A 20,824-nucleotide genomic window follows, 5' to 3' on the forward strand; every position below is an offset into this window, starting at 1 on the left:
CACGCGGTGGTCAGTTGACGAGCCGGCGCAGTACGGCACGGGCGGCCACGCGCGGGTCGTCACCGACCCGGTCCGGCAGTGCGCCCGCCAGCCAGAGGGTCGCGAAGCCGTGCGCGATCGACCAGGCCGCGAGCGAGTCCCGGTCGGCATCGGCGGGCGCGCCACGGGCGGGCAGTGCGCCCACCCCGGCCCGCAGTGCGGCCCGGGCCTGCCCCTGCGCGGCGACCAACTCGGCGTCGTCGGCCCGGTAGAGCTCGGGCCGGAACATCACCTCGAAGTGCGCCCGGCGTTGGACGGCGAAGTCGACGTACGCGACACCGGCCGCCAACATGTCGTCACCCGCCCTGACCAGCGCCTGCGCCAACAGGTCGAAGCCCTGGGCTGCCAGCGCGGTGAGCAGACCCGCCTTGTCGCCGAAGTGGTGCGCGGGCGCGGCATGCGAGACGCCGGCCCTGCGGGCCAGGTCGCGCAGGCTCAACGCGGCCGGCCCGACCTCCTCGATCGCCTCCACCGCAGCGGCGAGCAGGGCACGGCGCAGGTCGCCGTGGTGGTACGCGCGCGTTTCGGTCATGCCCGAATCATATCTTGCCATTGACAAGATACCGGTCCAGGCGGCAATCTTGTCACTGACAAGTTTCCCGAGGAGGATTCGATGGCACCCCTGATCGCCCTGGTGGTCGGCACCGCACTGGCCCGCCTGGCCGGCCTGGCCGGCATCACCGCACTGGACGGCTGGCACCCCGCACTACGGGTCGGGCTGGCCCTGATGTTCGTGTTGACCGGCGTCGCGCACTTCGTCGGCCAGCGGCGCGCCGGCCTGATCGCGATGGTCCCGCCCGCCCTGCCCAGGCCGGCCCTGCTGGTCACCCTGACCGGCGTACTGGAACTGGTCGGCGCGGTCGGCCTGCTGGCGCCGGCGACAGCCCGCCTGGCCGCGGTCGGGCTCGGCCTTCTCATGCTCGCGATGTTCCCGGCCAACGTCTCGGCCGCCCGCCGAGGGCTGACCCTGGGCGGGAAGCCGGTCACCCCGCTCGGCCCGCGCACCGCCCTGCAGATCGTGTTCGTGGCTACTGCGGCGGTTATTTCATTTGGCCCCTGACTATCAGGGGGCTAACCTGCCTTCCGTGGAACTCGTCTCACTCCAGGATGTGCCGCTCGGCCGGCTGGTGGTGGTGGCCGGGCACCTGGTCGGGCAGCGGTGGAACCGCTACCTCGCCGAGGAGCACGGCCTCACCCAGGCTGGCATGGTGACGCTGATGACGCTCGCCCGACACGGCGAGCTGCCCCACCGGAAGGTCGCCGAAAAGGGCTTCGTGCGCCCGGCGACCCTGACCGGCATCGTGGACACGCTGGCCCGCGAAGGGCTGGTCGAGCGGCAGCGCGACGAGAGCGACCGGCGCAGCGTCCGGCTCGCCATCACTCCCGCCGGGCGGGAGCGGGTGGCGGCGCTCACCACGCTGATGCACTCCGGAAATCCGCTCACCTCGGTCGACGCCGACCCGGCGAAAGCCCAGGTCATCCGCGAGTTCCTGCTCGAGGTCATCGGCAGCGGGGACGACCCGCGGATGGCCGGACGTGACACCGAACCGAAGGATCCGTCGTGCTGATCCGACTGTTGCGCAATCACCTGCGTCCCTACCACCAACCGTTGACGGCGGTCGTGCTGCTCCAGTTCGTGGGCACCATGGCCTCGCTCTACCTGCCCAGCCTCAACGCCGACATCATCGACCAGGGCGTGGCCCGGGGCGACACCGACTACATCGTGCGCACCGGCGGCTGGATGCTGCTGGTCAGCCTGATCCAGATCATCTGCTCGATCGCGGCGGTCTACCTGGGCGCGCGGATCGCGATGGGCTTCGGTCGGGACGTCCGCGCATCGCTGTTCGGGCACGTCAACCGCTTCTCCGCCCGCGAGGTGGCCCGGTTCGGCGCGCCGTCGCTGATCACCCGCAACACGAACGACGTGCAGCAGGTGCAGATGCTCGTGCTGATGAGCTGCACCATGCTCGTCGCCGCACCGATCATGAGCGTCGGCGGCGTGTTCATGGCGCTGCGGGAGGATCTCGGGCTCTCCTGGCTGATGCTGGTCAGCGTGCCGGTGCTGGCCGTCGCGCTCAGCGCGATCATCCGCCGGATGGTGCCGGGGTTCCGGCTGATGCAGACCCGGATCGACACGGTCAACCGCGTGCTGCGCGAGCAGATCACCGGCATTCGGGTGGTCCGCGCCTTCGTCCGCGAGCCGTACGAGACGGATCGCTTCGGCGTCGCCAACGCCGACCTGACCGCCACGGCGCTGCGTACCGGCCGGCTGCTGGCCCTGATCTTCCCGGTGGTCATGCTGGTGCTGAACGTCTCCAGCGTGGCGGTGCTCTGGTTCGGCGCGCAGCGGGTCGACGCCGGTGCGATCCAGGTCGGCGCGCTCACCGCCTTCCTTCAGTACCTGATGCAGATCCTGATGGCCGTGATGATGGCCACCTTCATGCTGATGATGGTGCCCCGGGCCGCGGTCTGCTCCGAGCGGATCATCGAGGTGCTGGACACCGACTCGTCGGTGGTCCCCGCCGCCGACCCGGTCACCGAGCTGCCCACCCGGGCCGAGCTGGAGCTGCGCGGGGTGCGTTTCCAGTACCCGGGCGCGGTCGAGCCGGTGTTGCGGGACATCTCCTTCCGGGCCACCCCGGGCACCACCACGGCGATCATCGGCAGCACCGGCGCCGGCAAGACCACCCTGCTGTCGCTCGTTCCCCGCCTGGTCGACGTCACCGCCGGCGCGGTGCTGGTCGACGGTGTGGACGTACGGGAGCTGGCACCCGACGAGCTGTGGCGGCGCATCGGCCTGGTGCCGCAGCGGCCGTACCTGTTCACCGGCACGGTCGCCAGCAACCTGCGCTACGGCAACCCGGACGCCACCGACGACGAGCTGTGGGCGGCGCTGGAGATCGCCCAGGCCCGGGACTTCGTGGCCGAGATGCCGGGCGGGCTGGACGCCCCGATCGCCCAGGGCGGCAGCACGGTCTCCGGTGGGCAGCGGCAACGTCTGGCCATCGCCCGGGCGCTGGTCCGGCAGCCGGAGATCTACCTGTTCGACGACTCGTTCTCGGCGCTCGACCTCGGCACCGACGCGCGGCTGCGGGCGGCGCTGCGCCCGGTCACCGCGCAGGCCGCAGTGGTGATCGTGGCCCAGCGGGTCTCCACGATCGTCGACGCCGACCAGATCATCGTGCTTGAGGACGGAGGGGTCGTCGGAGTGGGACGACACGAGGAGTTGCTGGAGAGCTGCCCGACGTACGCCGAGATCGTGGCCTCCCAGCAGACGGCGGAGGTGCCGGCATGAGCGAGCCCGACGAGTCGCGGACTGCGGCCGTACCCACGCAGAAGCCGGCCGGCGACGCGCGGACGCCGGAGGGCGACGCGCAACAGCCCGGCGGCGACGCGGCGACGCCGAAGCGGTTGCCTCCGGGCCGCCAGGGCGGCGGGCCGCCGTGGGCGGGCGCCGGTATGCCCGCCGAGAAGTCGATGAACTTCGGGCCGTCCGCCCGGCGGCTGCTCGGCCGGCTGCGCCCACACCGGCTGCACCTGACCGCGATCATCACGCTGGCCGTGGTGAGCGTCGGCTTCAGTGTCGCCGGGCCGAAGATCCTCGGCCACGCCACCGACCTGATCTTCAACGGGGTGATCGGCCGGCAGTTGGAGGCTGGGACGACCACCGAGCAGGCCGTCGCGGCGGCCCGGGCCGGCGGCAACGAGAGCTTCGCCGACATGCTGGCCCGGATGGACATCGTGCCCGGGGCGGGCATCGACTTCAGCGCCCTGAGCCGGGTGCTTTTGTTGGCGCTCGGGCTCTACCTGGCCGCGAGTGTGTTGTCGTGGTGGCAGGGCTGGCTGCTCAACGGGGTGGTCCAGCGCACCGTGCTGCGGCTGCGGGCGGAGGTGGAGGAGAAGCTCAACCGGCTGCCGCTGCCCTACTTCGACCGGCAGCCCCGCGGTGAGCTGCTCAGCCGGGTCACCAACGACATCGACAACATCTCGACCAGTCTCCAGCAGACCCTCAGCCAGCTGCTCACCTCGCTGCTGACCGTGATCGGCGTGCTGGGCGTGATGTTCTGGATCTCGCCGCTGCTGGCCCTGGTGGCCCTGGTCGCGGTGCCGTTGTCGGTGCTGGTCACCCAGCGCATCGCCAAGCGCTCGCAGCAGCAGTTCATCGCGCAGTGGAAGCACACCGGCGAGCTGAACGGCCAGATCGAGGAGGCGTACACCGGTCACGAGCTGGTGAAGGTCTTCGGCCGGCAGCGCGAGGTGGAGGCCGCGTTCGCCGCGAAGAACGAGGAGCTGTTCCGGGCCAGCTTCGGCGCGCAGTTCATCTCCGGGATCATCATGCCGTCGATGATGTTCATCGGGAACCTCAGCTACGTGGCGATCGCCGTGGTCGGCGGGCTGCGGGTGGCGTCCGGGACGATGAGCCTTGGCGACGTGCAGGCGTTCATCCAGTACTCCCGCCAGTTCACCCAACCCCTCACCCAGCTCGCCTCGATGGCCAACCTGCTCCAGTCCGGGGTGGCCTCGGCCGAGCGGGTCTTCGCGGTCCTCGACGCCGAGGAGCAGAGCCCCGACCCGGTCGAACCGGCCCGGGTTCTCGACCCGCACGGCCGGGTCGAGTTCGAGCACGTCTCGTTCCGCTACGAGCCGGACAAGCCGCTGATCGACGACCTGTCACTGGTCGCCGAGCCGGGGCACACGGTTGCCATCGTCGGCCCGACCGGCGCCGGCAAGACCACACTGGTCAACCTGGTCATGCGGTTCTACGAGCTGGACGCCGGGCGGATCACCCTGGACGGGGTGGACATCACCACCATGCGCCGCGACGATCTGCGCGGTCGGATCGGCATGGTGCTCCAGGACACCTGGCTCTTCGGCGGCACCATCCGGGACAACATCGCCTACGGCCGGCCGGACGCGACCGAGGAGGAGATCCTCGCCGCGGCCCGGGCCACCTTCGTCGACCGGTTCGTGCACAGCCTGCCGGACGGCTACGACACGGTGATCGACGAGGAGGGCAGCAACGTCAGCGCCGGCGAGAAGCAGCTCATCACCATCGCCCGGGCGTTCCTCGCCGAGCCGTCCCTGCTGATCCTGGACGAGGCGACCAGCTCGGTGGACACCCGCACCGAGGTGCTGCTCCAGCGGGCGATGGCGGCGCTGCGCTCGGATCGGACCAGCTTCGTCATCGCGCACCGGCTCTCCACCATCCGGGACGCCGACCTGATCCTCATGATGGAGAACGGTCGCATCGTCGAGCAGGGCACCCACGAGCAGTTGCTCGTCGCTCAGGGCGCGTACCACCGGCTCTACCGCTCCCAGTTCACCGGTGCCGCCGTGGACGACGACACCGCCGCCCCGGCCGCGCCCGCCAACGCCCAGCCCGCGTCGGTCTAGGGCGGATCGCCGTGCGCACTGTTCGGTCGACGACGATCCGCCCCGGATCGGCGGGTGGGTCAGGCCGGCGGCAGCAGGTCGGCCGCGCGGCTGGCGACCTGTCGGCTGATCAGGGCGAGCGCGGCGGCGGCGGGCATCGGGTCCAGGGCGCGGCCGCCGCGCAGGCGCAGCGCGAGGTGCCCGTCGGCCGCCTCGCGGGAGCCGAGCACTCCGAGGTACGGGACGCGGCGGCGGGCCGCGTCCCGGATCCGGGCGCCCAGCGAGCCGGCGGCGTCGACCTCGACCCGCAGGCCGGCGTCGACGGCCCGCCGGGCCAGCTCGGTCACCGCGTCGACCTGCCCGTCGTCCACCGGCAGCAGCATGAGCTGGACCGGCGCGTACCAGGCCGGGAAGGCGCCCTCGTGCACCTCGATGAGGTACGCGAACAGCCGCTCCATGCTGCCGACCAGGCTGCGGTGCACCATCACCGGCCGCCGCCGGCTGCCGTCCCGATCGGTGTACGACAGGTCGAACCGCTCCGGCTTGTCGAAGTCCAGCTGGATGGTGGAGATGGTCGACTCCCGGCCGGCCGCGTCCACGATCTGTATGTCGATCTTCGGGCCGTAGAAGGCGGCCTCCCCCGGCGCCTCGACGTAGTCCACCCCGGCCAGCGCACCCCGGAGCAACTCCTCGGCGCGGGCCCACTGCGCGTCGTCGCCGACGTACTTCTCGCCCGGCCCGTGCAGCGACAGCCGGAAGCCAGCCGGGCGGACGCCGAGCGCGGCGTGCGCGGCGCGGATCAGCCCCAGGATCTCCACGACCTCCTCGCCCACCTGGTCCGGGGCGCAGAAGGTGTGCGCGTCGTTGAGCGAGATGGCACGTACCCGGGACAGCCCGCCGAGCACCCCGGAGCGCTCCGAGCGGTACATCCCGCCCAGCTCCGCGATCCGCAGCGGCAGCTCCCGATAGGAGCGGCCCCGGGCCCGGAAGACCAGCGCATGGTGTGGGCAGAGTGCCGGCCGGAGCACGAACTCGTCGTCGGCGCTCAGCCGCATCGGCGGGAACATGTCGTCGGCGAAGTAGCCGAAGTGCCCGGAGAGTTCGAAGAGTTCCCGCTTGCCCAACGGTGGCGAGTAGACGTGCTGGTGGCCGGAGCGGCGTTCCAACTCCCGGACGTACTCCTCGACGGCGTGCCGGGCGGCGGCGCCGGCCGGCAGCCAGATCGGCAGGCCGGCGCCGGCCAGCGGGTCGGAGACGAACAGGTCCAGCTCCCGGCCGAGCCTGCGGTGGTCAATCATGTCGCGCTCCTGGATCGGGTACGACCCGGAGGCGACCTGGACTCCGAACGCCGCGCGGCCCTCGGGGGCGGATCGCCCCGGGGCCTGGTCGACGGTGGTTACGTCAGAGCGGCACGCCGGGGACACCCGGCGTCGTGGTCACCACTACCGCGCTGCGCATGCGGCGACGGTACCCGCCGGGCGGACGCGGACGCACCCGGATTTGTGGTGCCGAAGGAAGGGGCGGGCCGCCGGCGCGGGACCCGCCGGCGGCCCTGGGCGGCCCGAATCGTCAGGAACGGGGGACCCGACGGACGGGGCCGCGCGCACAACGGTACGCCGACGGACGCCGATCCGCCGACCCCACGCGGGCCCGGTGGGACGGTCGTCGAGCCGTCACCCGAGGACCGTTCGCCTCGTTGTACAGGGGTGGCCCGGCAGTGTCGACGGTCACGACGGGACGGGGCTGTCCACGGTGACGCCGGACACGCCGTCAGGCTCAGGACACTCAATCGGCCGCATCCGGCGAGGTGGCAGGCGTGCCCGAACTACTGACTGACGTCGCATCGCCGACGTGGGCGTACCTCGTGCTGCTTAGCCTGCTGATCGCGGACGCCTTCGTCCCGGTGATCCCCACCCAGATCATCATGATCACCAGCGGCGCGCTCACCGTCTACGGCGGGCTCAACCTGCCGGTCACCATCGCCGTCGGCGCGCTCGGTGTGTTCGCTGGCGACCTGGCCTGCTACCTGCTCGGTCGGAGTGCACCGAACCGGCGGGCGCCCCGGCACACCGAGCCGAGCCGTGCCCGCCGGATGGCCAGCCGGGTCACCCAGGGGCTGCGCCAGCCTGGGCCGGTGGTCATCCTGCTGTGCCGGTTTGTGCCCGGCGGTCGGATGGCGGCCTGCTTCTCGGCCGGCCGCAGCCGCTACCCGTACCGGCTGTTCGTGCTCTACGAGGCGGTCGCCGCACTGGGCTGGGCCACCTACGGCGCACTGGTCGGGCACCTGGGCGGCACCGCGCTGACCGAGTCGGCGTGGCGGCTGGCCATCATCGCCACCGCCGCGGCGGCCGGCTTCGCCGCGGCCGGCTGGGCGATGACCCTGGTCAGCGCCCGGCACGCCCGCGCCGCCGCCGCAGCCGACATCCCCATCGACTGAGGGTCGCACCGGTCGCTGTCCGGGTACTTCTAGGGGTGGTCCCCCGGGGCGATTTCGGTGGCCATCCCGGATCCGGCTCGGGTCTCTGCGGCGACAGGCTGAGGCATGCCTGGAACCCGGAGCACCGGCCTGCTCGCCCTCGGCGGAATCGCGCTGGCGGCGCTGCTCACCGTGATCGGTCACCTCGAAGTCAACGACGACCTCAACCCGTGGGCGCTGACCATCAGCGACTTCGCGGTCTCCGACCGGGGCGGCGTCATCGACATCGCGATGGTGGTACTCGCGCTCGCCACCGTGGCGCTGCTGTACGGGCTGCGCCGCACGGGCCCGCCCGAGCCGGTCTCCGATCGACCGACCGAGCTGCTGCTCGGCTCGTGGGTGGCCGGGCTGCTGCTGGCCGCGGTGGTGCCGACGAACGAGCCGGGCACCGCCATGACCACCGCCGCGTACCTGCACCGGTACGCCTCGGTGGTCGCCTTCCTGGCGCTGCCGGCCGCCGGCTGGCTGATGGCCCGCCGGCCCGACCTGGCACCCGCCGCCCGGACGCTGCGCGCCCTCGTCCTGCTCAGCCTGGCCCTCGCGGCGGCGATGATCTGGTCCGCCTACCCCGGTGAGCGCCTGCTCATCGGCCTGGCCGAGCGCCTGCTCATCCTCACCGAGGTGGCAGTGCTCGGCACCGTCGCGGTGACCCTGGCCCGGACGCCGGTCGCTCGGTGGCGGGTCACTCCAGCTCGTGGAGCATGAGCTGGCGGGCCGCCTCGGTGATCGAGCCGGACAGCGACGGGTAGATGGTGATGGTCTGTGCCAGCTCGTTGACGGTGAGGTTGTTCTCCACCGCCATGGTGATCGGCAGGATCAGCTCGCTGGCCTTAGGGGCGACCACCACACCGCCGACCACCTGACCGCTGGCCGGCCGGCAGAACAGCTTCACGAAGCCGTCGGAAAGATCGTCCATCTTGGCCCGGGCGTTGCCGGACAGCGGCAACATCACCTGCCGGGCCGGCACCTTGCCGGAGTCCACCTCGTCCTGGGAGACGCCCACCGTGGCCAGCTCCGGGTCGGTGAAGACGTTCGCCGCGACGGTGCGCAGCCGCAGCGGGCGGACCGCCTCGCCGAGCGCGTGCCACATCGCGATCCGGCCCTGCATGGCGGCGACGCTGGCCAGCAGCAGCACGCCGGTGCAGTCACCGGCGGCGTAGATGCCGGGCACGTTGGTGCGGGACACCCGGTCGACCGTGACGTAGCCACCCCGGCCCAGCTGCACGCCGTACTCGGCGAGGCCCAGGTCGGCGGTGTTCGGGATCGAACCGACCGCGATCAGCGCGTGGGAGCCGAAGACCTTGCGGCCGTCCGAGAGCTCCACCTCGACGCCGTCCGCGGTACGCCGGACCGCGTCGGCCCGGGAGTTGTTGAGGATGTTCATGCCCCGGTTGCGGAACACCCGCTCGATGGCCGCGGCAGCGTCGGCGTCCTCGTGCGGCATCACCCGGTCCCGGCTGGAGACCAGGGTGACCTCGACCCCCATCGCCAGGTACGCGCTGGCGAACTCGGCGCCGGTCACGCCGGAGCCGACCACGATCAGGTGCGCGGGCAACTCCGGCAGGTCGTACACCTGACGCCAGGTCAGGATGCGCTCGCCGTCCGGTACGGCGGTGGGCAGTTGGCGTGGCGTCGAGCCGGTGGCCACCAGCACGGTGGACGCGGCGATCGAGTACTCCTCGCCGCCGCCGGCCGGGGTGACGATGACCCGGTGGGTGTGCCCGAGAGCGTCCTCGCCCAGCCGGGCGGTGCCGGCCACGAAGGTGACACCCGCCTTGAGCAGCTTGGCGTGGATGTCGGCGGACTGCGCCAGCGCGAGTCGCTTGACCCGCTCGTGCACCGCCCGCGCGTCGACGGTGACCGCCTCCAGGCCGTCCGAGTGCACCCCGAACTCCTCGGTGTCCCGGTAACCGGTGACCACCCCCGAGCTGGCGATGAAGGTCTTCGACGGTACGCAGTCGGAGAGCACGCAGGCCCCGCCCGCGCCGTCCGCCTCCACCACGGTGACATCGGCATCCAGCTGGGCGGCGACCAGCGCCGCCTCGTACCCGGCCGGCCCCCCGCCGATGATCACGATCCGGCTCACAACGTTCGCCCTTCGTCGATGCTCACAGTGACTTTCTTCTCCCGAGCGCACCCGACACGCACAGTCGTATTCTCCCCCACCCGTCGGCAGGGCTATCGTCATCGCCGTGCGTCATCACGCCGCCTACGGCTCAAATCTCGACCCCGCCCGGATGCGCGCCTACTGCCCGCATTCGCCGATGGTGGGCACCGGCTGGCTGGAGGGGTGGCGGCTGACCTTCGCCGGGGCGGACGTGATCGGCTGGGAGGGCGCGGTGAGCACCCTGGTCGAGTCCCCCGGCGACCGCGTCTTCGTGGCGATCTACGACATCCACCCGTACGACGCGGCCCAGCTCGACGAGCTTGAGGGGGTGGCCGCCGGCACGTACCGCAAGCTGCACGTCCGGGTCTCCACCCTCGACGGCGACGTGACCGCGTGGATCTACGTCTTCGACGGATACGAGGGCGGCCTGCCGACGTCGTGGTATCTCTCGGAGATCGCGAACGCCGCCGAGAAGGCGGGCGCGCCGGACGACTACGTCACCGAGCTGCGGTCCCGCCCCACCGGCACCGCGTCGGCGTAGGGCGTATCGCACGCCCTCAGTCTGCTCCCGACGCCGGCCGGACCGTTCGTCGGCCCCGGGCGGGGTCGTCAATCACACACCGGCCGCCGGGACGAGCACCTCGAACATGTCGGTCCACCGCGTCTGCCGCAGGCCCACCGACCGGTAGAGCGACAGCGGCGCGGTCGGGTTGGTGAGGTCCACCCCGAGGCCGGCCGACTGCCGGCCCTTCTCGGCGTAGCGGGCGAAAGCACGGCGCAGCAGCGCGGCGCCCACCCCCCGCCGGCGGTACGCGGGCAGCACCGACAGGCTCCGCACGAAGCCCTCCTGCTGGTCGAGCGCCTGGTCCGAGGACTGCAACGCACCGGCTGGTACCCCGTCCACCTCGGCGACGAACCACTCGTCCCAGGCGGTCACGTCACCGATCCGGGCCCGCCACCGCTCGTACGACAGCGGCTCGTGGTCCGGGGTGTCGCCGAAGGCGATGTCGTGGATCCGGTGGAACTCCCGCAGGTCGGCCTCGTCGTCCGGGCGGACCGGGCGGACCGTCACGCCGGGCGGCGGGGACGGCTCGGCGGGCAGGTCGGCCAGCGGGCGGCTCATCCGGACGTACCGCTTGGCCAGGGTGAACCCGGCCGTGCGCAGGTCCCGTTCCCAGTCGCGTTCCGGCTCGAAGACCGCGCACCGGACGGTGAGCGCGGGCAGCCCCCGCTCGGCCGCCCGCTCGGCGACCCGGTCCAGTTGCCGGGCCAGCAGCGGAGCCCGCACCGCGGCCGCCCGCTCCGGGTCGACGTAGACCTCCACGAACTCCCGGCCGACCCCGGTCGGGTTGTCCAGGGTCGCCCAGGCGACCACGGCGTCGTCCGGGTCCACCGCCAGCCAGGAGTCCCGCGCGGGGTCGAAGAAGGGGGCGCCCAGCGACTCCGCGACGTCCTCGGCGTCGAAGTCGGGATGGCCGATGGCGAAGGTGTCGGCGGCGTGCACCACCGCGAGGATCGCCGGAACGTCGTCGAGGGTGGGCCGGCGCGTGGTCCAGCCAGCGGGAAGGGTCACGGCAGGTGATCCTGACAGCCGACCGCCGCCGGCGCCGCCCATTTTTGGACAGCCCGTCGTCACCGGCCGAGGGGCAGCGTGGGGGCGAGGTCGGCCCGGGTCCGGTGCAACAGCTCCACCAGCTCGGCGCCGTCGGCGGCGCCGAGCACCGCGAACGCCGGCGCGGCCAGCCGGTTGGTCACCGCCTCCGCCCAGAGCCGCCGACGCACCAGCGGCCCGACCGGCGGGTACGGCGGCGGCCAGCCACAGGCCACCGCGCCGGCCTCCCCCTCGGGCCCGGCCAGCACGGCCTCCAGCGGGGTCATTCCGGCGGCGCGCACCGCCAGCAGGTAGGCGCCGGTGAAGTGTTCGCGGAGCAGTCGCAGCCCCGCGGCGCTCCGTGCGCCGGCGGAGAGATCCGGCAGCGGCATGGCCCGCCAGGCGGCGAAGAGCGGCATGCCACTGGCGTCCGCCGCCGTCACCGCGCGCTCTACCAGCCCGGCCAGGCGCTCGGTGCCGGGCAGCGCGCCCAGGTGCTGCGTCCCCCACCGACAACACTCGGCGAGGCTCGCGGCGGCCACCTCGGCCGGCCGGAGGACCCGGGCCGCGGCGTCCCAACCGTCCGCGACCGCGTCCGGGGCGATGAAGCCGAGGGCGGCGGCGGCCGTCTCGGCCCGTACGTCGCCGAGCGCGCCGGCCCTGCCGCTGATGTAGAAGGCCCAGCCGGAGATGCCGAGCAGCCGAGCCCGGCGCAGCGTGGTCGGGCACCGGCTGAACCCGTCGCCCAGGTCGAGCACGACCGGCTTGCTGGCGGCGGCGACCTGCTCCGGCGTCATCCGAACGCCACCCCCGGGCGCACCGGCCCACCAGCCACGGAGGATTCCCGACCCGGGACTGCCAGCCCGCGACGGCCCGCCCGCTCGTCGTCGTCCATCGATGGTCAGTCTGCCGGGCCACCGCCGGAGTCCGCAGTCCCCTCTTCGGCCGCCAGCGCCTCGACCGCCGCCTCGACCTCGCCCGCGCGCCGCCGGGCCACGGTGACCGCCCGCTCGGCCGCGCGCCGGGCCAGCTTGGCCCGGCTGAGATCCTGCTCCGCGACCGCCCGCCGCCGCTCCAACTCGGCCAGCTCGGTCTCGATCCGATCGAGTACGGCGGCGCCGTCGCGCTCATGGTCGGTCGCCTCGGTCAACTCGGCTTCGGCACGCTCCTGGTCGGTGCGGGCCCTGGCCAGTTCCCGGTCCAGTGCCCGGCGCTGCCGGTCCCGCTCGGCGCGGGCCGCCCGCTGCGCCGCCCGCTCGGCCCGCTCCGCGGCCCGGTCGGTACGGGGGGCAGCCTCCTCGGGGCGGGCCCGCTGGGCACCGGGGCGGCGGACCGGGCGTTCCACGGCCGGCCCCTCGTCGTCGCCGGTGACCAGCCGCAACTGCGGGCGGGGCACCTCGCCGAAGCCGGCGTAGCTGGCCGCTCGGATCAGGCGTCCGGCCCGGACCTGCTCGGCGACCTCGGTGTCGGAGAGCGCCGCGTTCAGGGTCGCCTCCACCTCGGCCAGCGGCAGCTTGCTGGCCGGCGGGGCGTCCGGCTCCGCCGCGGCGAGCTTGCGGACCTCGGCGACCAGGGCGGCCACCACCGCCCGACGCTGCGCGGACAGCTCCCGGAGCCGAGGCCCGCGCAACTCCCGCTGGGCGGCACGCAGCGCGTCGGCGAGCTGGACGAGGTCGGCGACCAGCTCGGGGCGGTGGATGGCGAGCAGGTTGACCAGCCAGGCGGCCACCGTGGGGCGGCGCAGTCGGGCCAACTGCCGGGCGGTGGTCGGGTCGCCGGCGCGGCGGGCCTCGGACACGGCGGCGTCCCGGGCGGCCACGAACCGCTCCGGTGGGGTGCGGTAGAGCTGCTCCACCAGCTCCGGGGAGGGGCCGGGCATGGCCTCAGACGTCCACCCGGCTACCGGGCTCCAGACGCTGGTACTCGGTGCCGGACAGCGCGGCGTACTGCCGGTCGAGCACGCCCAGCCCGTTTGCGTTGAGCAGCCCGTCATGCAGCGCGTACGCACGCCGCGGGGCGACCGCCCGGATGAAGTCGACCACCTCGGAGAACTTCGACCAGGGGGCGTGGATCGGCGCGAAGAGCGTGTCGACCGGGGTTTCGTCCGGCACCACCAGGGCGTCCCCGGGGTGGTAGACCACGTCGTTGATCAGGAAACCGAGGTTGTCCACCACCGGGATGTCCGGGTGGATCACCGCGTGCCGCCCGCCGTACGCGCGGATGGCGATGCCGGCGGCGGTGAACGACTCGCCGGCCGCGACCGGGTGCAACGCCTCGGCCGCGTCGCCGAGGGTGCCGGCGAGCGAGGCGGGCCCGTGGATCGTGAGCGGTCCCCGGTCGAGCTGGAGACACACCGCCGCCACATCGAGGTGGTCGGCATGTTCATGGGTGACCAGCACCGCGTCCGCACCTTCCAGCGCTGCGGGATCGCTGAACACCCCGGGGTCGACGACGAGCACTCCCCCGTCGTGTTCCACCCGGAGGCAGGAGTGGGCGTACTTGGTGAGCCGCATCGTGACTCCTCGATTATCGAATCGTGACGTCCTCAGCGCAGTCTGCCGGAACCAGCCGACGAGCGCGCCGCGTCCGAGGTATCGCCACACCGGCTGACGACAGAAGGAGCGGGGATGGACGAACGGGCGGGACGACGCCACGGCACACTGCTGGCGGTAACGGCACTGGCGGCGGCACTGGTGTTGACGGGGTGCGGTGCCGGCGACAGCGGGGCACGGGACACGGCCGGCTCGGCGGCCGACGCGCCGGCCGCGAACGGCGGCGCGGACAAGGACAGCGCCGCGGGCGCACCGGAGGCGGCCGGGGCTGGCGGGCCCGGGGCGGCCGGGGCCGGCGCACCGGACCTGCGGATCGACCAGCGGGCGATCATCTACACCGGAGCGATGCGGGTCCAGGTGAACGATGTGGACGCGGCCGCCCGCGAGGTCACTGCCGTGGTCACCCGGGCCGGTGGCTTCATCGGTGGCGACCAGCGACACAGCGCCGAGGCCGACGCGGTGGCGGAGTTGCAGTTGCGGGTGCCGGCGCCGAAGTTTTCCGGCGTGGTGGACGAGATCGCCAAGCTCGGCCGGCAGCAGAGCCGGGAGATCAGCACCCAGGACGTCACCGAGGAGACGGTCGACCTGGACGCGCGGATCATCAGTCAGCGGGCTCGGGTGGACAGCGCCCGCCGGCTGCTCGCCCGCGCCACCTCGATCACCGACCTGGTGTCGCTGGAGAACGAGCTTGGTCGCCGGGAGGCAGACCTGGCCTCCCTGGAGGCCAAGAAGCGGCGGTTGGCCGACCTGACCGCCCTCTCCACGATCACCGTGTCACTGGCCGGCCCGGCGGCGAAGACCACCGAAGAGAAGACCGAAACCGGCTTCCTGGTCGGGCTGAAGGGCGGCTGGAAGGCGTTCGTCGCCTCGCTGACCGTCCTGCTCACCGTGCTGGGCGCGCTGCTGCCCTGGCTGGTGGCGCTCGGCGTACCGCTGGCGGTGCTGCTGCTGGTGCTGCGCCGGCGGCGGAAGGATCCGGCCCTGGTGGCACCGGTCAGCGCGCCGCCGCCAGTGCCCGCAGCGCGGTCTGCACCATGACGCGTACGCCGGCCGGGATGGCCCGCTCGTCCACGTCGAAGGACGCGCGGTGCAGGTCGACGTTGGGGCCGGAACGGCCCACGCCGAGGCGGGCGAGGGCGCCGGGGACGTACTCCAGATACCAGGAGAAGTCCTCGCCGCCCATGCTCTGCGGCGTCTCGGCGATCCCTTGCGGGCCGAGCGCGGCGGCGGTGGCTGCCGTCAGCACCTGGATGGCCCGGGAGTCGTTGCTCACCGGCGGCCGGCCCCGCAGGTACTCCAGGTCGACCGTGGCGCCGGTCGGAGCGATCACGTCGCGGACCACCTGAGCCACGATCTTGGGAGCCTGCTCCCAGGTGTCGCGGTCCATCACCCGCAGCGTGCCCGAGGCGCACGCCTCGGAGGGAATGACGTTGTAGCGGGTGCCGGCCGAGGCGTGGCCGAAGACCAGCAGCAGCCCGCTGTTGGCCGGCACCCGGCGGCTGACCAGGGCGGGCACCTCGGTGATCAGCCGGCCGAGCGCGTCGACCAGATCGACCGTCAGGTGCGGACGGGCGGTGTGCCCGCCCGGGCCGGAGAGCCGGACGGTGACGTTGTCGGCGGCCGCGGTGATCGGGCCGACCCGCAGGCCGACCTGGCCCACCGGCAGGTTCGGGTCGCAGTGCAGCGCGAAGATCTGCACCACGTCGTCCAGGCCGCCGGCCTCGATGACCTCGAGCGAGCCGCAGGGCAGGATCTCCTCGGCGGGCTGGAAGATGAGCCGGACCCGGCCGTCCAGCTCACCGAGGTCGGCGAGCTGGGCCAGCAGCATGCCGACGCCGAGCAGGATCGAGGTGTGCACGTCGTGGCCGCAGGCGTGGCAGACGCCCTCCACGGTGGACCGGTACGGCACGTCCTTGGGATCGTGCAGCGGAAGGGCGTCGATGTCGGCGCGCAGCGCGATGACCGGGCCGTCCGGGCGGCCGTCGACGTCGCAGATCACGCCGTTGCCCTTGGGCAGCAGCCGTGGGTGCAGCCCGGCCAGTGAGAGCTCCCGGGCGATCAGGGCGGCCGTCTCGAACTCGGTACCGGAAAGCTCTGGGTGCGAGTGGAGGTGACGGCGCGTAGCGATCAGCCCTGGTACGCGGAGCGCGAGAAGGTGGTCCAGATCGCGGGGCAGAGGGATGGACCCGGGCGGCGTCTCCGGCCAGGACGACGCCAGCTGGCTGCCCGTGGGCAGCGTCAACGCACTCGTCACGTCGAATTCTCGATCACTAGAGATGGATGGATCATCGGGGACAGCAGACAGCCTAGACCTCCGGCGGTGACGCTGCGCAACCTCGTTACGGTAATGATCAGACCGCGCAGCGTCACGTATGCCCTGCTGAGGGCGCTCGGAGATGTGTGGGACAGCAGGTAGATCACGGTCGAACGCCGTCATCCGCCCCTCACCTCCTACAACGCGTAACCGATCTCGGCGGTCACGAATCCCGGAGCCACTCGTGGGCCCCCGTTGCGAATTGTCGCATTAGTCCGGCTGATGAACGGACACTCCGACAATTAGCCGACCACGCTCCGCAACGAGCCGGATAAAGACGCTCACACGCACCCGTCCGCCGTGACCGCACACCGTGTGCGTCCGCGTTCACGCGGTCGGGTTACCCCTAAACCTGGTGGACACACCCTGGACGCCGTCGGGGGCCACGCCGCCCCCGGCCCAGCCGGGGGATCCGATTCCGACTGTAGCTCCGCCGACGCCCAGCAAACCCGCCTTGACCTGGCAAAACAGCCGATCGTCCGATCAGAACCGGTCGGTGGGCCGGTACAGCCCCCACGCCTCGCGCAGCGTCCCGCAGACCTCACCGACCGTGGCCCGGGCCCGCAGCGCCTCCTTCATCGGGTACAGCACGTTCTCCGTCCCGTCGGCAGCGGCCCGGAGCCCGGCGAGGGCCCGCGCCACCGCGTCGGGGTCCCGTTCGGCGCGCAGCCGGGCCAGCCGCTCGGCCTGAGCCGCCTCGATCGTCGGGTCGACCCGCAACGGCTCGTACGGCTCCTCCTCGTCCACCGCGAACCGGTTGAGCCCCACCACCACCCGCTCGCCCGAGTCGATCTCCTGGGCGATCCGGTACGCGGACTGCTCGATCTCCCGCTTCTGGAACCCGGCCTCGATCGCGTCGACCGCCGAGCCGTGGTCGGCCACCCGCTCCATCAGCTCGACGGCGGCGGCCTCGATCTCGGCGGTCATCGCCTCCACCACGTACGAGCCGGCGAACGGGTCGACGGTGGCGGTCAGGTCCGTCTCGTACGCCAGCACCTGCTGGGTACGCAGCGCGAGCCGGGCGGCCTTCTCGGTGGGCAGCGCGATCGCCTCGTCGAAGCTGTTGGTGTGCAGCGACTGGGTGCCGCCGAGCACCGCGCCCAGACCCTGCACCGCGACCCGGACCAGGTTCACCTCCGGCTGCTGGGCGGTGAGCTGCACGCCCGCGGTCTGGGTGTGGAAGCGCAACATCATGGACTTCGGATCCTTGGCGCCGAAGTCGTCGCGCATCAGCCGGGCCCAGATCCGCCGGGCGGCGCGGAACTTCGCCACCTCCTCTAGCAGCGTGGTGCGGGCCACGAAGAAGAACGACAGCCGGGGGGCGAAGTCGTCCACGGCCAGCCCCGCCGCCAGCGCGGCCCGGACGTATTCCACGCCGTTGGCGAGGGTGAACGCGATCTCCTGCGCGGGCGTCGCTCCGGCCTCCGCCATGTGGTAGCCGGAGATGGAGATGGTGTTCCACTTCGGCACCTCCTTGCGGCAGTACGCGAACGTGTCGGCCACCAGGCGCAGCGACGGCTTCGGCGGGAAGATGTACGTCCCCCGGGCGATGTACTCCTTGAGGATGTCGTTCTGGATGGTGCCGTTGAGCGCCGAGCCGGGGACGCCGTTCTCCTCGGCGACGAGCTGGTAGAGCAGCAGCAGCACCGAGCCGGGCGCGTTGATGGTCATCGAGGTGGAGACCTTGTCCAGCGGGATGTCGGCGAAGAGCAGCCGCATGTCGTCGATGGAGTCGATGGCGACGCCCACCTTGCCGACCTCGCCGTGCGCGATCGGCTCGTCCGAGTCGTAGCCCATCTGGGTGGGCAGGTCGAAGGCGACCGAGAGGCCCATCGTGCCGGCCCGCAACAGCTGGTGGTACCGCGCGTTGGACTCGGTGGCGGTGCCGAAGCCGGCGTACTGGCGCATGGTCCACGGACGGGAGGTGTACATCGTGGGGTAGACCCCCCGGGTGTACGGGAACTCGCCCGGGCCGCCCAGGCGGGTGTCCAGGTCCTCCGGAAGGTCGGCCGCCGAGTAGACGTCCTTGATCGGGAAACCGGACTCGCTTGACCGCCGTTCGCTCATCCCCGGATGGTAGGACCCGTGGGCGCGCCGTCGGGTGAGGGATACCGCACAGTGCGTCCCGACAGCTCAACAGGAGGTGAACGGTTGGCCACGTTCTGTCGAGTTGGATAAACGTCCGTCGCGTCGGCTTTCGCATCGGGCGTCGGAACCAGCAAGATAGGGGGGTTGTGTCCCAGCCCCCCTCGATTTCCCCCGGTGGCTTTTCTGTGACTCAGATCCCGACGTGGAGCGGCGGACCGGTTAGTTCCGCCAACGGACGAGCGGCGCCCGGCACCACCATCGGTGGCCGGTACTCGCTGCGGTCCTCGGTGGGCAACGGCGGCATGGGTACGGTGTGGCGCGCCACAGACACCCTGCTGCGCCGGGACGTGGCGGTGAAGGAGGTCGTCCTGCCCCCGGGGCTGGCCCCCAGCGACCGCGACGCCATGTACGAACGCACCCTGCGCGAGGCCCGCGCCGCGGCTGCCATCCAGCACCCCGCGGTGGTCCAGGTGTACGACGTGGTCACCGAGGCCGGCCGGCCGTGGATCGTCATGGAGCTGCTGGACGCCCGCAGCCTCGCCGACATGGTGATCGAGGACGGGCCGGTCGCGCAGCGCGCGGTTGCCAAGATCGGCATCGCGCTGCTCGGCGCGTTGGAGGTCGCACACGCGATCGGCGTGCTGCACCGCGACGTCAAACCGGCCAACGTGCTGATCTGCACCGACGGGCGCTGCGTGCTGACCGACTTCGGGGTCGCCCGGATGCCCACCGACGTGCAGCTCACCACCCCCGGCATGGTGCTCGGCTCGCCGCACTTCATCTCGCCTGAGCGGGCCATGGGCCAGGAGTTCGGGCCGCCGAGCGACCTCTTCTCGCTGGGTGTGACGCTCTACACGGCGGTCGAGGGGCGGCCCCCGTTCGACAAGGGCGACCCGATCGAGACCATGCACGCCGTCGTCGAGGACCCGCCCGCCCCGCCGCAGCGCAGCGGTCCGCTGACCCGGGTGCTGATGGGCCTGTTGGAGAAGGACCCGGCCCGCCGGCTGGACGTGCACACCTCCCGGTCCATGCTGCGCGAGCTGCTCGCCGGCCCGCTGGGCAGCACCGCCACCGCCGTGCACTCGGTCACCGACCCGTACGCCGTGGTGCCGGTGCAGCAGCGACCGGCGCCCCTCGCCCTGCCGGCCCAGCCGGAGCCGAAGCCGGACAGCCAGATCGGCGGCCGGGCGATGCTGGCCGCGGGCGAGTCGTTGACCGACCGGCTGGCCGCGCTGCGCCGGGGCGAACGCCCGCAGCCGGCCGGCGCGGCCGGCGCCACCGGGCTCGACGAAACCAGCGCCGACGCGCTGGCCGGCCCGCTGCACACGCCCACCGGCGGCATGCCGGTTCCCGGCCGATCCGCTACCGGGCGCACCTACGGCGGCAACGCGGACGCCACCCAGCGGGTGGACGCCGGCGGGCACCCGGACGCCACCCAGCGGGTCAGTTACGGCACCCGGTCCGACGCCACCCAGCAGGTCGCCTACGGCGGCGCGCCGGAGGCCACCCAGCGCATCGGCGGCACCTACGGCGGTGGAAACCAGTGGTCGGTGCCCGGCACCGGGCAGCCCTGGGCCACGCCGCCTGCCCCGACGGGCGGCGGCGCACTCGGCAAGGTCCGTGCCACCGGTGGTCAACTGGTCAGCACCGTGAAGGGCTGGCCGCGCAAGGTGCAGTTGGTCGCGGCCGGTGGGCTGGTCGTGGTGCTGCTGCTCGGCATCGTGGCGCTGTCCAGCGGCGGCGACGAACCCCCGCCGGTCACCCCCCAGGCCCAGCCCACCGCGTCCGCCCCGGCTGATCCGGGGGTGGAGATGCAGGAGCACTCCGCCCGGGGCGTCCAGGTGCTGGTGCCGAAGGGCTGGAAGAAGTCCACCGGCGGCAGCTACACCGACTACATCGACCCGGAGGACGACGGTCGCAAGATCCGGATCCTCACCGAGAAGTGGACCGGGACGCCCACCCGCTGGGCGGAGAGCGCACAGAACTTCCTCCGCACCAAGAGCACGTCCTGCAAGAAGCCGTACGAGCAGGTCGCCATCAGCGAGCGGGAGTCGGCGGGCAGCCCCGGCGTCGAATTCGAGTACACCTGCGGCGAGGGTGGCGACATGCGCCACGGGGTGTGGCACGCGGTGGTCAACGACGGCAAGGCCTACTCGTTCTACCTGTCCTCCAGCGACGCCCGGTACGGCGAGAGCAAGCCGATCTTCGACGAGATGGTCCGGACGTTCCAGCTCACCGGCGACGGCTGAGCCGGAGGGAACCGACAGCGGTGATCCGCCGCCGT

General features: G+C 72.5%; 18 protein-coding genes. 9 read left to right on the forward strand and 9 right to left on the reverse strand.

All coding sequences use genetic code 11. The features are described from left to right. Positions 1-10 precede the first annotated feature (10 nt). Positions 11-571 (reverse strand): TetR/AcrR family transcriptional regulator, encoded by a 561-nt coding sequence (locus ACFY29_RS11055; RefSeq protein WP_386985180.1) that lies wholly within the window; start codon positions 569-571, stop codon positions 11-13. An 81-nt stretch (positions 572-652) separates the two neighbouring features. Between ACFY29_RS11055 and ACFY29_RS11060 the strand changes: the two genes are divergently transcribed. From ACFY29_RS11060 to ACFY29_RS11075, 4 genes are all read left to right on the forward strand, one after another. Next, positions 653-1,099, forward strand: coding sequence for a DoxX family membrane protein (locus ACFY29_RS11060; protein ID WP_386985182.1), 447 nt, complete (start codon positions 653-655; stop codon positions 1,097-1,099). 25 nt (positions 1,100-1,124) lie between these two features. Then, a complete protein-coding gene (locus tag ACFY29_RS11065; RefSeq protein WP_386985184.1) occupies positions 1,125-1,607 on the forward strand; it encodes a MarR family winged helix-turn-helix transcriptional regulator in 483 nt (160 codons plus the stop codon). Then, positions 1,601-3,334: an ABC transporter ATP-binding protein gene (locus ACFY29_RS11070; RefSeq protein ID WP_328423453.1), complete on the forward strand. Its 1,734-nt coding sequence runs from the start codon at positions 1,601-1,603 to the stop codon at positions 3,332-3,334. The genes ACFY29_RS11065 and ACFY29_RS11070 overlap by 7 nt, the downstream gene beginning before the upstream one ends. A 164-nt stretch (positions 3,335-3,498) precedes the next feature. Continuing rightward, the gene (locus ACFY29_RS11075; RefSeq protein ID WP_386986644.1) at positions 3,499-5,433 is read left to right on the forward strand and encodes an ABC transporter ATP-binding protein; all 1,935 of its coding nucleotides are present in this window, start codon (positions 3,499-3,501) and stop codon (positions 5,431-5,433) included. Positions 5,434-5,492: 59 nt separating this feature from the next. Here ACFY29_RS11075 and thrS read toward each other — a convergent pair whose 3' ends face one another. Further along, positions 5,493-6,710, reverse strand: coding sequence for a threonine--tRNA ligase (gene thrS / locus ACFY29_RS11080; protein WP_386985186.1), 1,218 nt, complete (start codon positions 6,708-6,710; stop codon positions 5,493-5,495). 518 nt (positions 6,711-7,228) lie between these two features. Here thrS and ACFY29_RS11085 point away from each other — a divergent pair. Both ACFY29_RS11085 and ACFY29_RS11090 read left to right on the forward strand, forming a co-directional pair. After that, positions 7,229-7,849 (forward strand): DedA family protein, encoded by a 621-nt coding sequence (locus tag ACFY29_RS11085; RefSeq protein ID WP_386985188.1) that lies wholly within the window; start codon positions 7,229-7,231, stop codon positions 7,847-7,849. A gap of 105 nt (positions 7,850-7,954) precedes the next feature. Beyond that, entirely contained in the window at positions 7,955-8,593 is a 639-nt protein-coding gene (locus ACFY29_RS11090; protein WP_386985189.1) for a DUF998 domain-containing protein, read from the forward strand. Here ACFY29_RS11090 and ACFY29_RS11095 read toward each other — a convergent pair. After that, a complete protein-coding gene (locus ACFY29_RS11095; protein ID WP_328423445.1) occupies positions 8,571-9,974 on the reverse strand; it encodes an NAD(P)H-quinone dehydrogenase in 1,404 nt (467 codons plus the stop codon). The genes ACFY29_RS11090 and ACFY29_RS11095 overlap by 23 nt on opposite strands. 106 nt (positions 9,975-10,080) lie before the next feature. Between ACFY29_RS11095 and ACFY29_RS11100 the strand changes: the two genes are divergently transcribed. After that, on the forward strand, positions 10,081-10,536 hold the full coding sequence (locus ACFY29_RS11100) for a gamma-glutamylcyclotransferase (RefSeq protein WP_328423443.1): 456 nt from the start codon (positions 10,081-10,083) through the stop codon (positions 10,534-10,536). Positions 10,537-10,608: 72 nt separating this feature from the next. Here the strand turns inward: ACFY29_RS11100 and ACFY29_RS11105 are convergent, their stop codons facing one another. The 4 genes from ACFY29_RS11105 to ACFY29_RS11120 form a co-directional block, all read right to left on the reverse strand. Next, a complete protein-coding gene (locus ACFY29_RS11105; protein ID WP_386985191.1) occupies positions 10,609-11,568 on the reverse strand; it encodes a GNAT family N-acetyltransferase in 960 nt (319 codons plus the stop codon). Positions 11,569-11,627: 59 nt separating this feature from the next. Then, a complete protein-coding gene (locus ACFY29_RS11110) occupies positions 11,628-12,383 on the reverse strand; it encodes a hypothetical protein (RefSeq protein WP_328423441.1) in 756 nt (251 codons plus the stop codon). A 104-nt stretch (positions 12,384-12,487) separates the two neighbouring features. After that, a complete protein-coding gene (locus ACFY29_RS11115; RefSeq protein ID WP_386985193.1) occupies positions 12,488-13,465 on the reverse strand; it encodes a hypothetical protein in 978 nt (325 codons plus the stop codon). A gap of 4 nt (positions 13,466-13,469) precedes the next feature. Continuing rightward, complete coding sequence (locus ACFY29_RS11120; protein ID WP_328423439.1) at positions 13,470-14,099, reverse strand: MBL fold metallo-hydrolase; 630 nt, start codon at positions 14,097-14,099, stop codon at positions 13,470-13,472. Between the two features lie 93 nt (positions 14,100-14,192). On the opposite strand from ACFY29_RS11120, the gene ACFY29_RS11125 reads away from it, so the two are divergent. After that, entirely contained in the window at positions 14,193-15,176 is a 984-nt protein-coding gene (locus ACFY29_RS11125) for a DUF4349 domain-containing protein (RefSeq protein WP_386986647.1), read from the forward strand. On the opposite strand, the gene ACFY29_RS11130 is transcribed toward ACFY29_RS11125, so the two are convergent. Then, positions 15,133-16,392, reverse strand: coding sequence for an amidohydrolase (locus ACFY29_RS11130; protein WP_355602435.1), 1,260 nt, complete (start codon positions 16,390-16,392; stop codon positions 15,133-15,135). The two genes, ACFY29_RS11125 and ACFY29_RS11130, sit on opposite strands and share 44 nt — an antisense overlap. A gap of 543 nt (positions 16,393-16,935) precedes the next feature. Beyond that, on the reverse strand, positions 16,936-18,519 hold the full coding sequence (locus ACFY29_RS11135) for a methylmalonyl-CoA mutase (protein WP_386985195.1): 1,584 nt from the start codon (positions 18,517-18,519) through the stop codon (positions 16,936-16,938). A 206-nt stretch (positions 18,520-18,725) separates the two neighbouring features. Between ACFY29_RS11135 and ACFY29_RS11140 the strand changes: the two genes are divergently transcribed. Continuing rightward, positions 18,726-20,789 carry a serine/threonine-protein kinase gene (locus tag ACFY29_RS11140; protein WP_386985196.1) on the forward strand — a complete coding sequence of 688 codons (2,064 nt, stop codon included), beginning with the start codon at positions 18,726-18,728 and terminating at the stop codon, positions 20,787-20,789. Positions 20,790-20,824: the final 35 nt, after the last annotated feature.

It is taken from the genome of Micromonospora sp. NPDC000668 (genome assembly GCF_042897975.1).
In the GTDB taxonomy this organism is placed as follows: domain Bacteria; phylum Actinomycetota; class Actinomycetes; order Mycobacteriales; family Micromonosporaceae; genus Micromonospora.

What these genes read in the sequence shown, in the direction of transcription:
- ACFY29_RS11120 (WP_328423439.1), bottom strand. Translation starts at nt 14,099, where the DNA reads ATGCGGCTCACCAAGTACGCCCACTCCTGCCTCCGGGTGGAACACGAC.
- ACFY29_RS11110 (WP_328423441.1), bottom strand. Translation starts at nt 12,383, where the DNA reads ATGACGCCGGAGCAGGTCGCCGCCGCCAGCAAGCCGGTCGTGCTCGAC.
- ACFY29_RS11060 (WP_386985182.1), top strand. Translation starts at nt 653, where the DNA reads ATGGCACCCCTGATCGCCCTGGTGGTCGGCACCGCACTGGCCCGCCTG.
- thrS (WP_386985186.1), bottom strand. Translation starts at nt 6,710, where the DNA reads ATGATTGACCACCGCAGGCTCGGCCGGGAGCTGGACCTGTTCGTCTCC.
- ACFY29_RS11115 (WP_386985193.1), bottom strand. Translation starts at nt 13,465, where the DNA reads ATGCCCGGCCCCTCCCCGGAGCTGGTGGAGCAGCTCTACCGCACCCCA.
- ACFY29_RS11090 (WP_386985189.1), top strand. Translation starts at nt 7,955, where the DNA reads ATGCCTGGAACCCGGAGCACCGGCCTGCTCGCCCTCGGCGGAATCGCG.
- ACFY29_RS11075 (WP_386986644.1), top strand. Translation starts at nt 3,499, where the DNA reads ATGCCCGCCGAGAAGTCGATGAACTTCGGGCCGTCCGCCCGGCGGCTG.
- ACFY29_RS11055 (WP_386985180.1), bottom strand. Translation starts at nt 571, where the DNA reads ATGACCGAAACGCGCGCGTACCACCACGGCGACCTGCGCCGTGCCCTG.
- ACFY29_RS11135 (WP_386985195.1), bottom strand. Translation starts at nt 18,519, where the DNA reads ATGAGCGAACGGCGGTCAAGCGAGTCCGGTTTCCCGATCAAGGACGTC.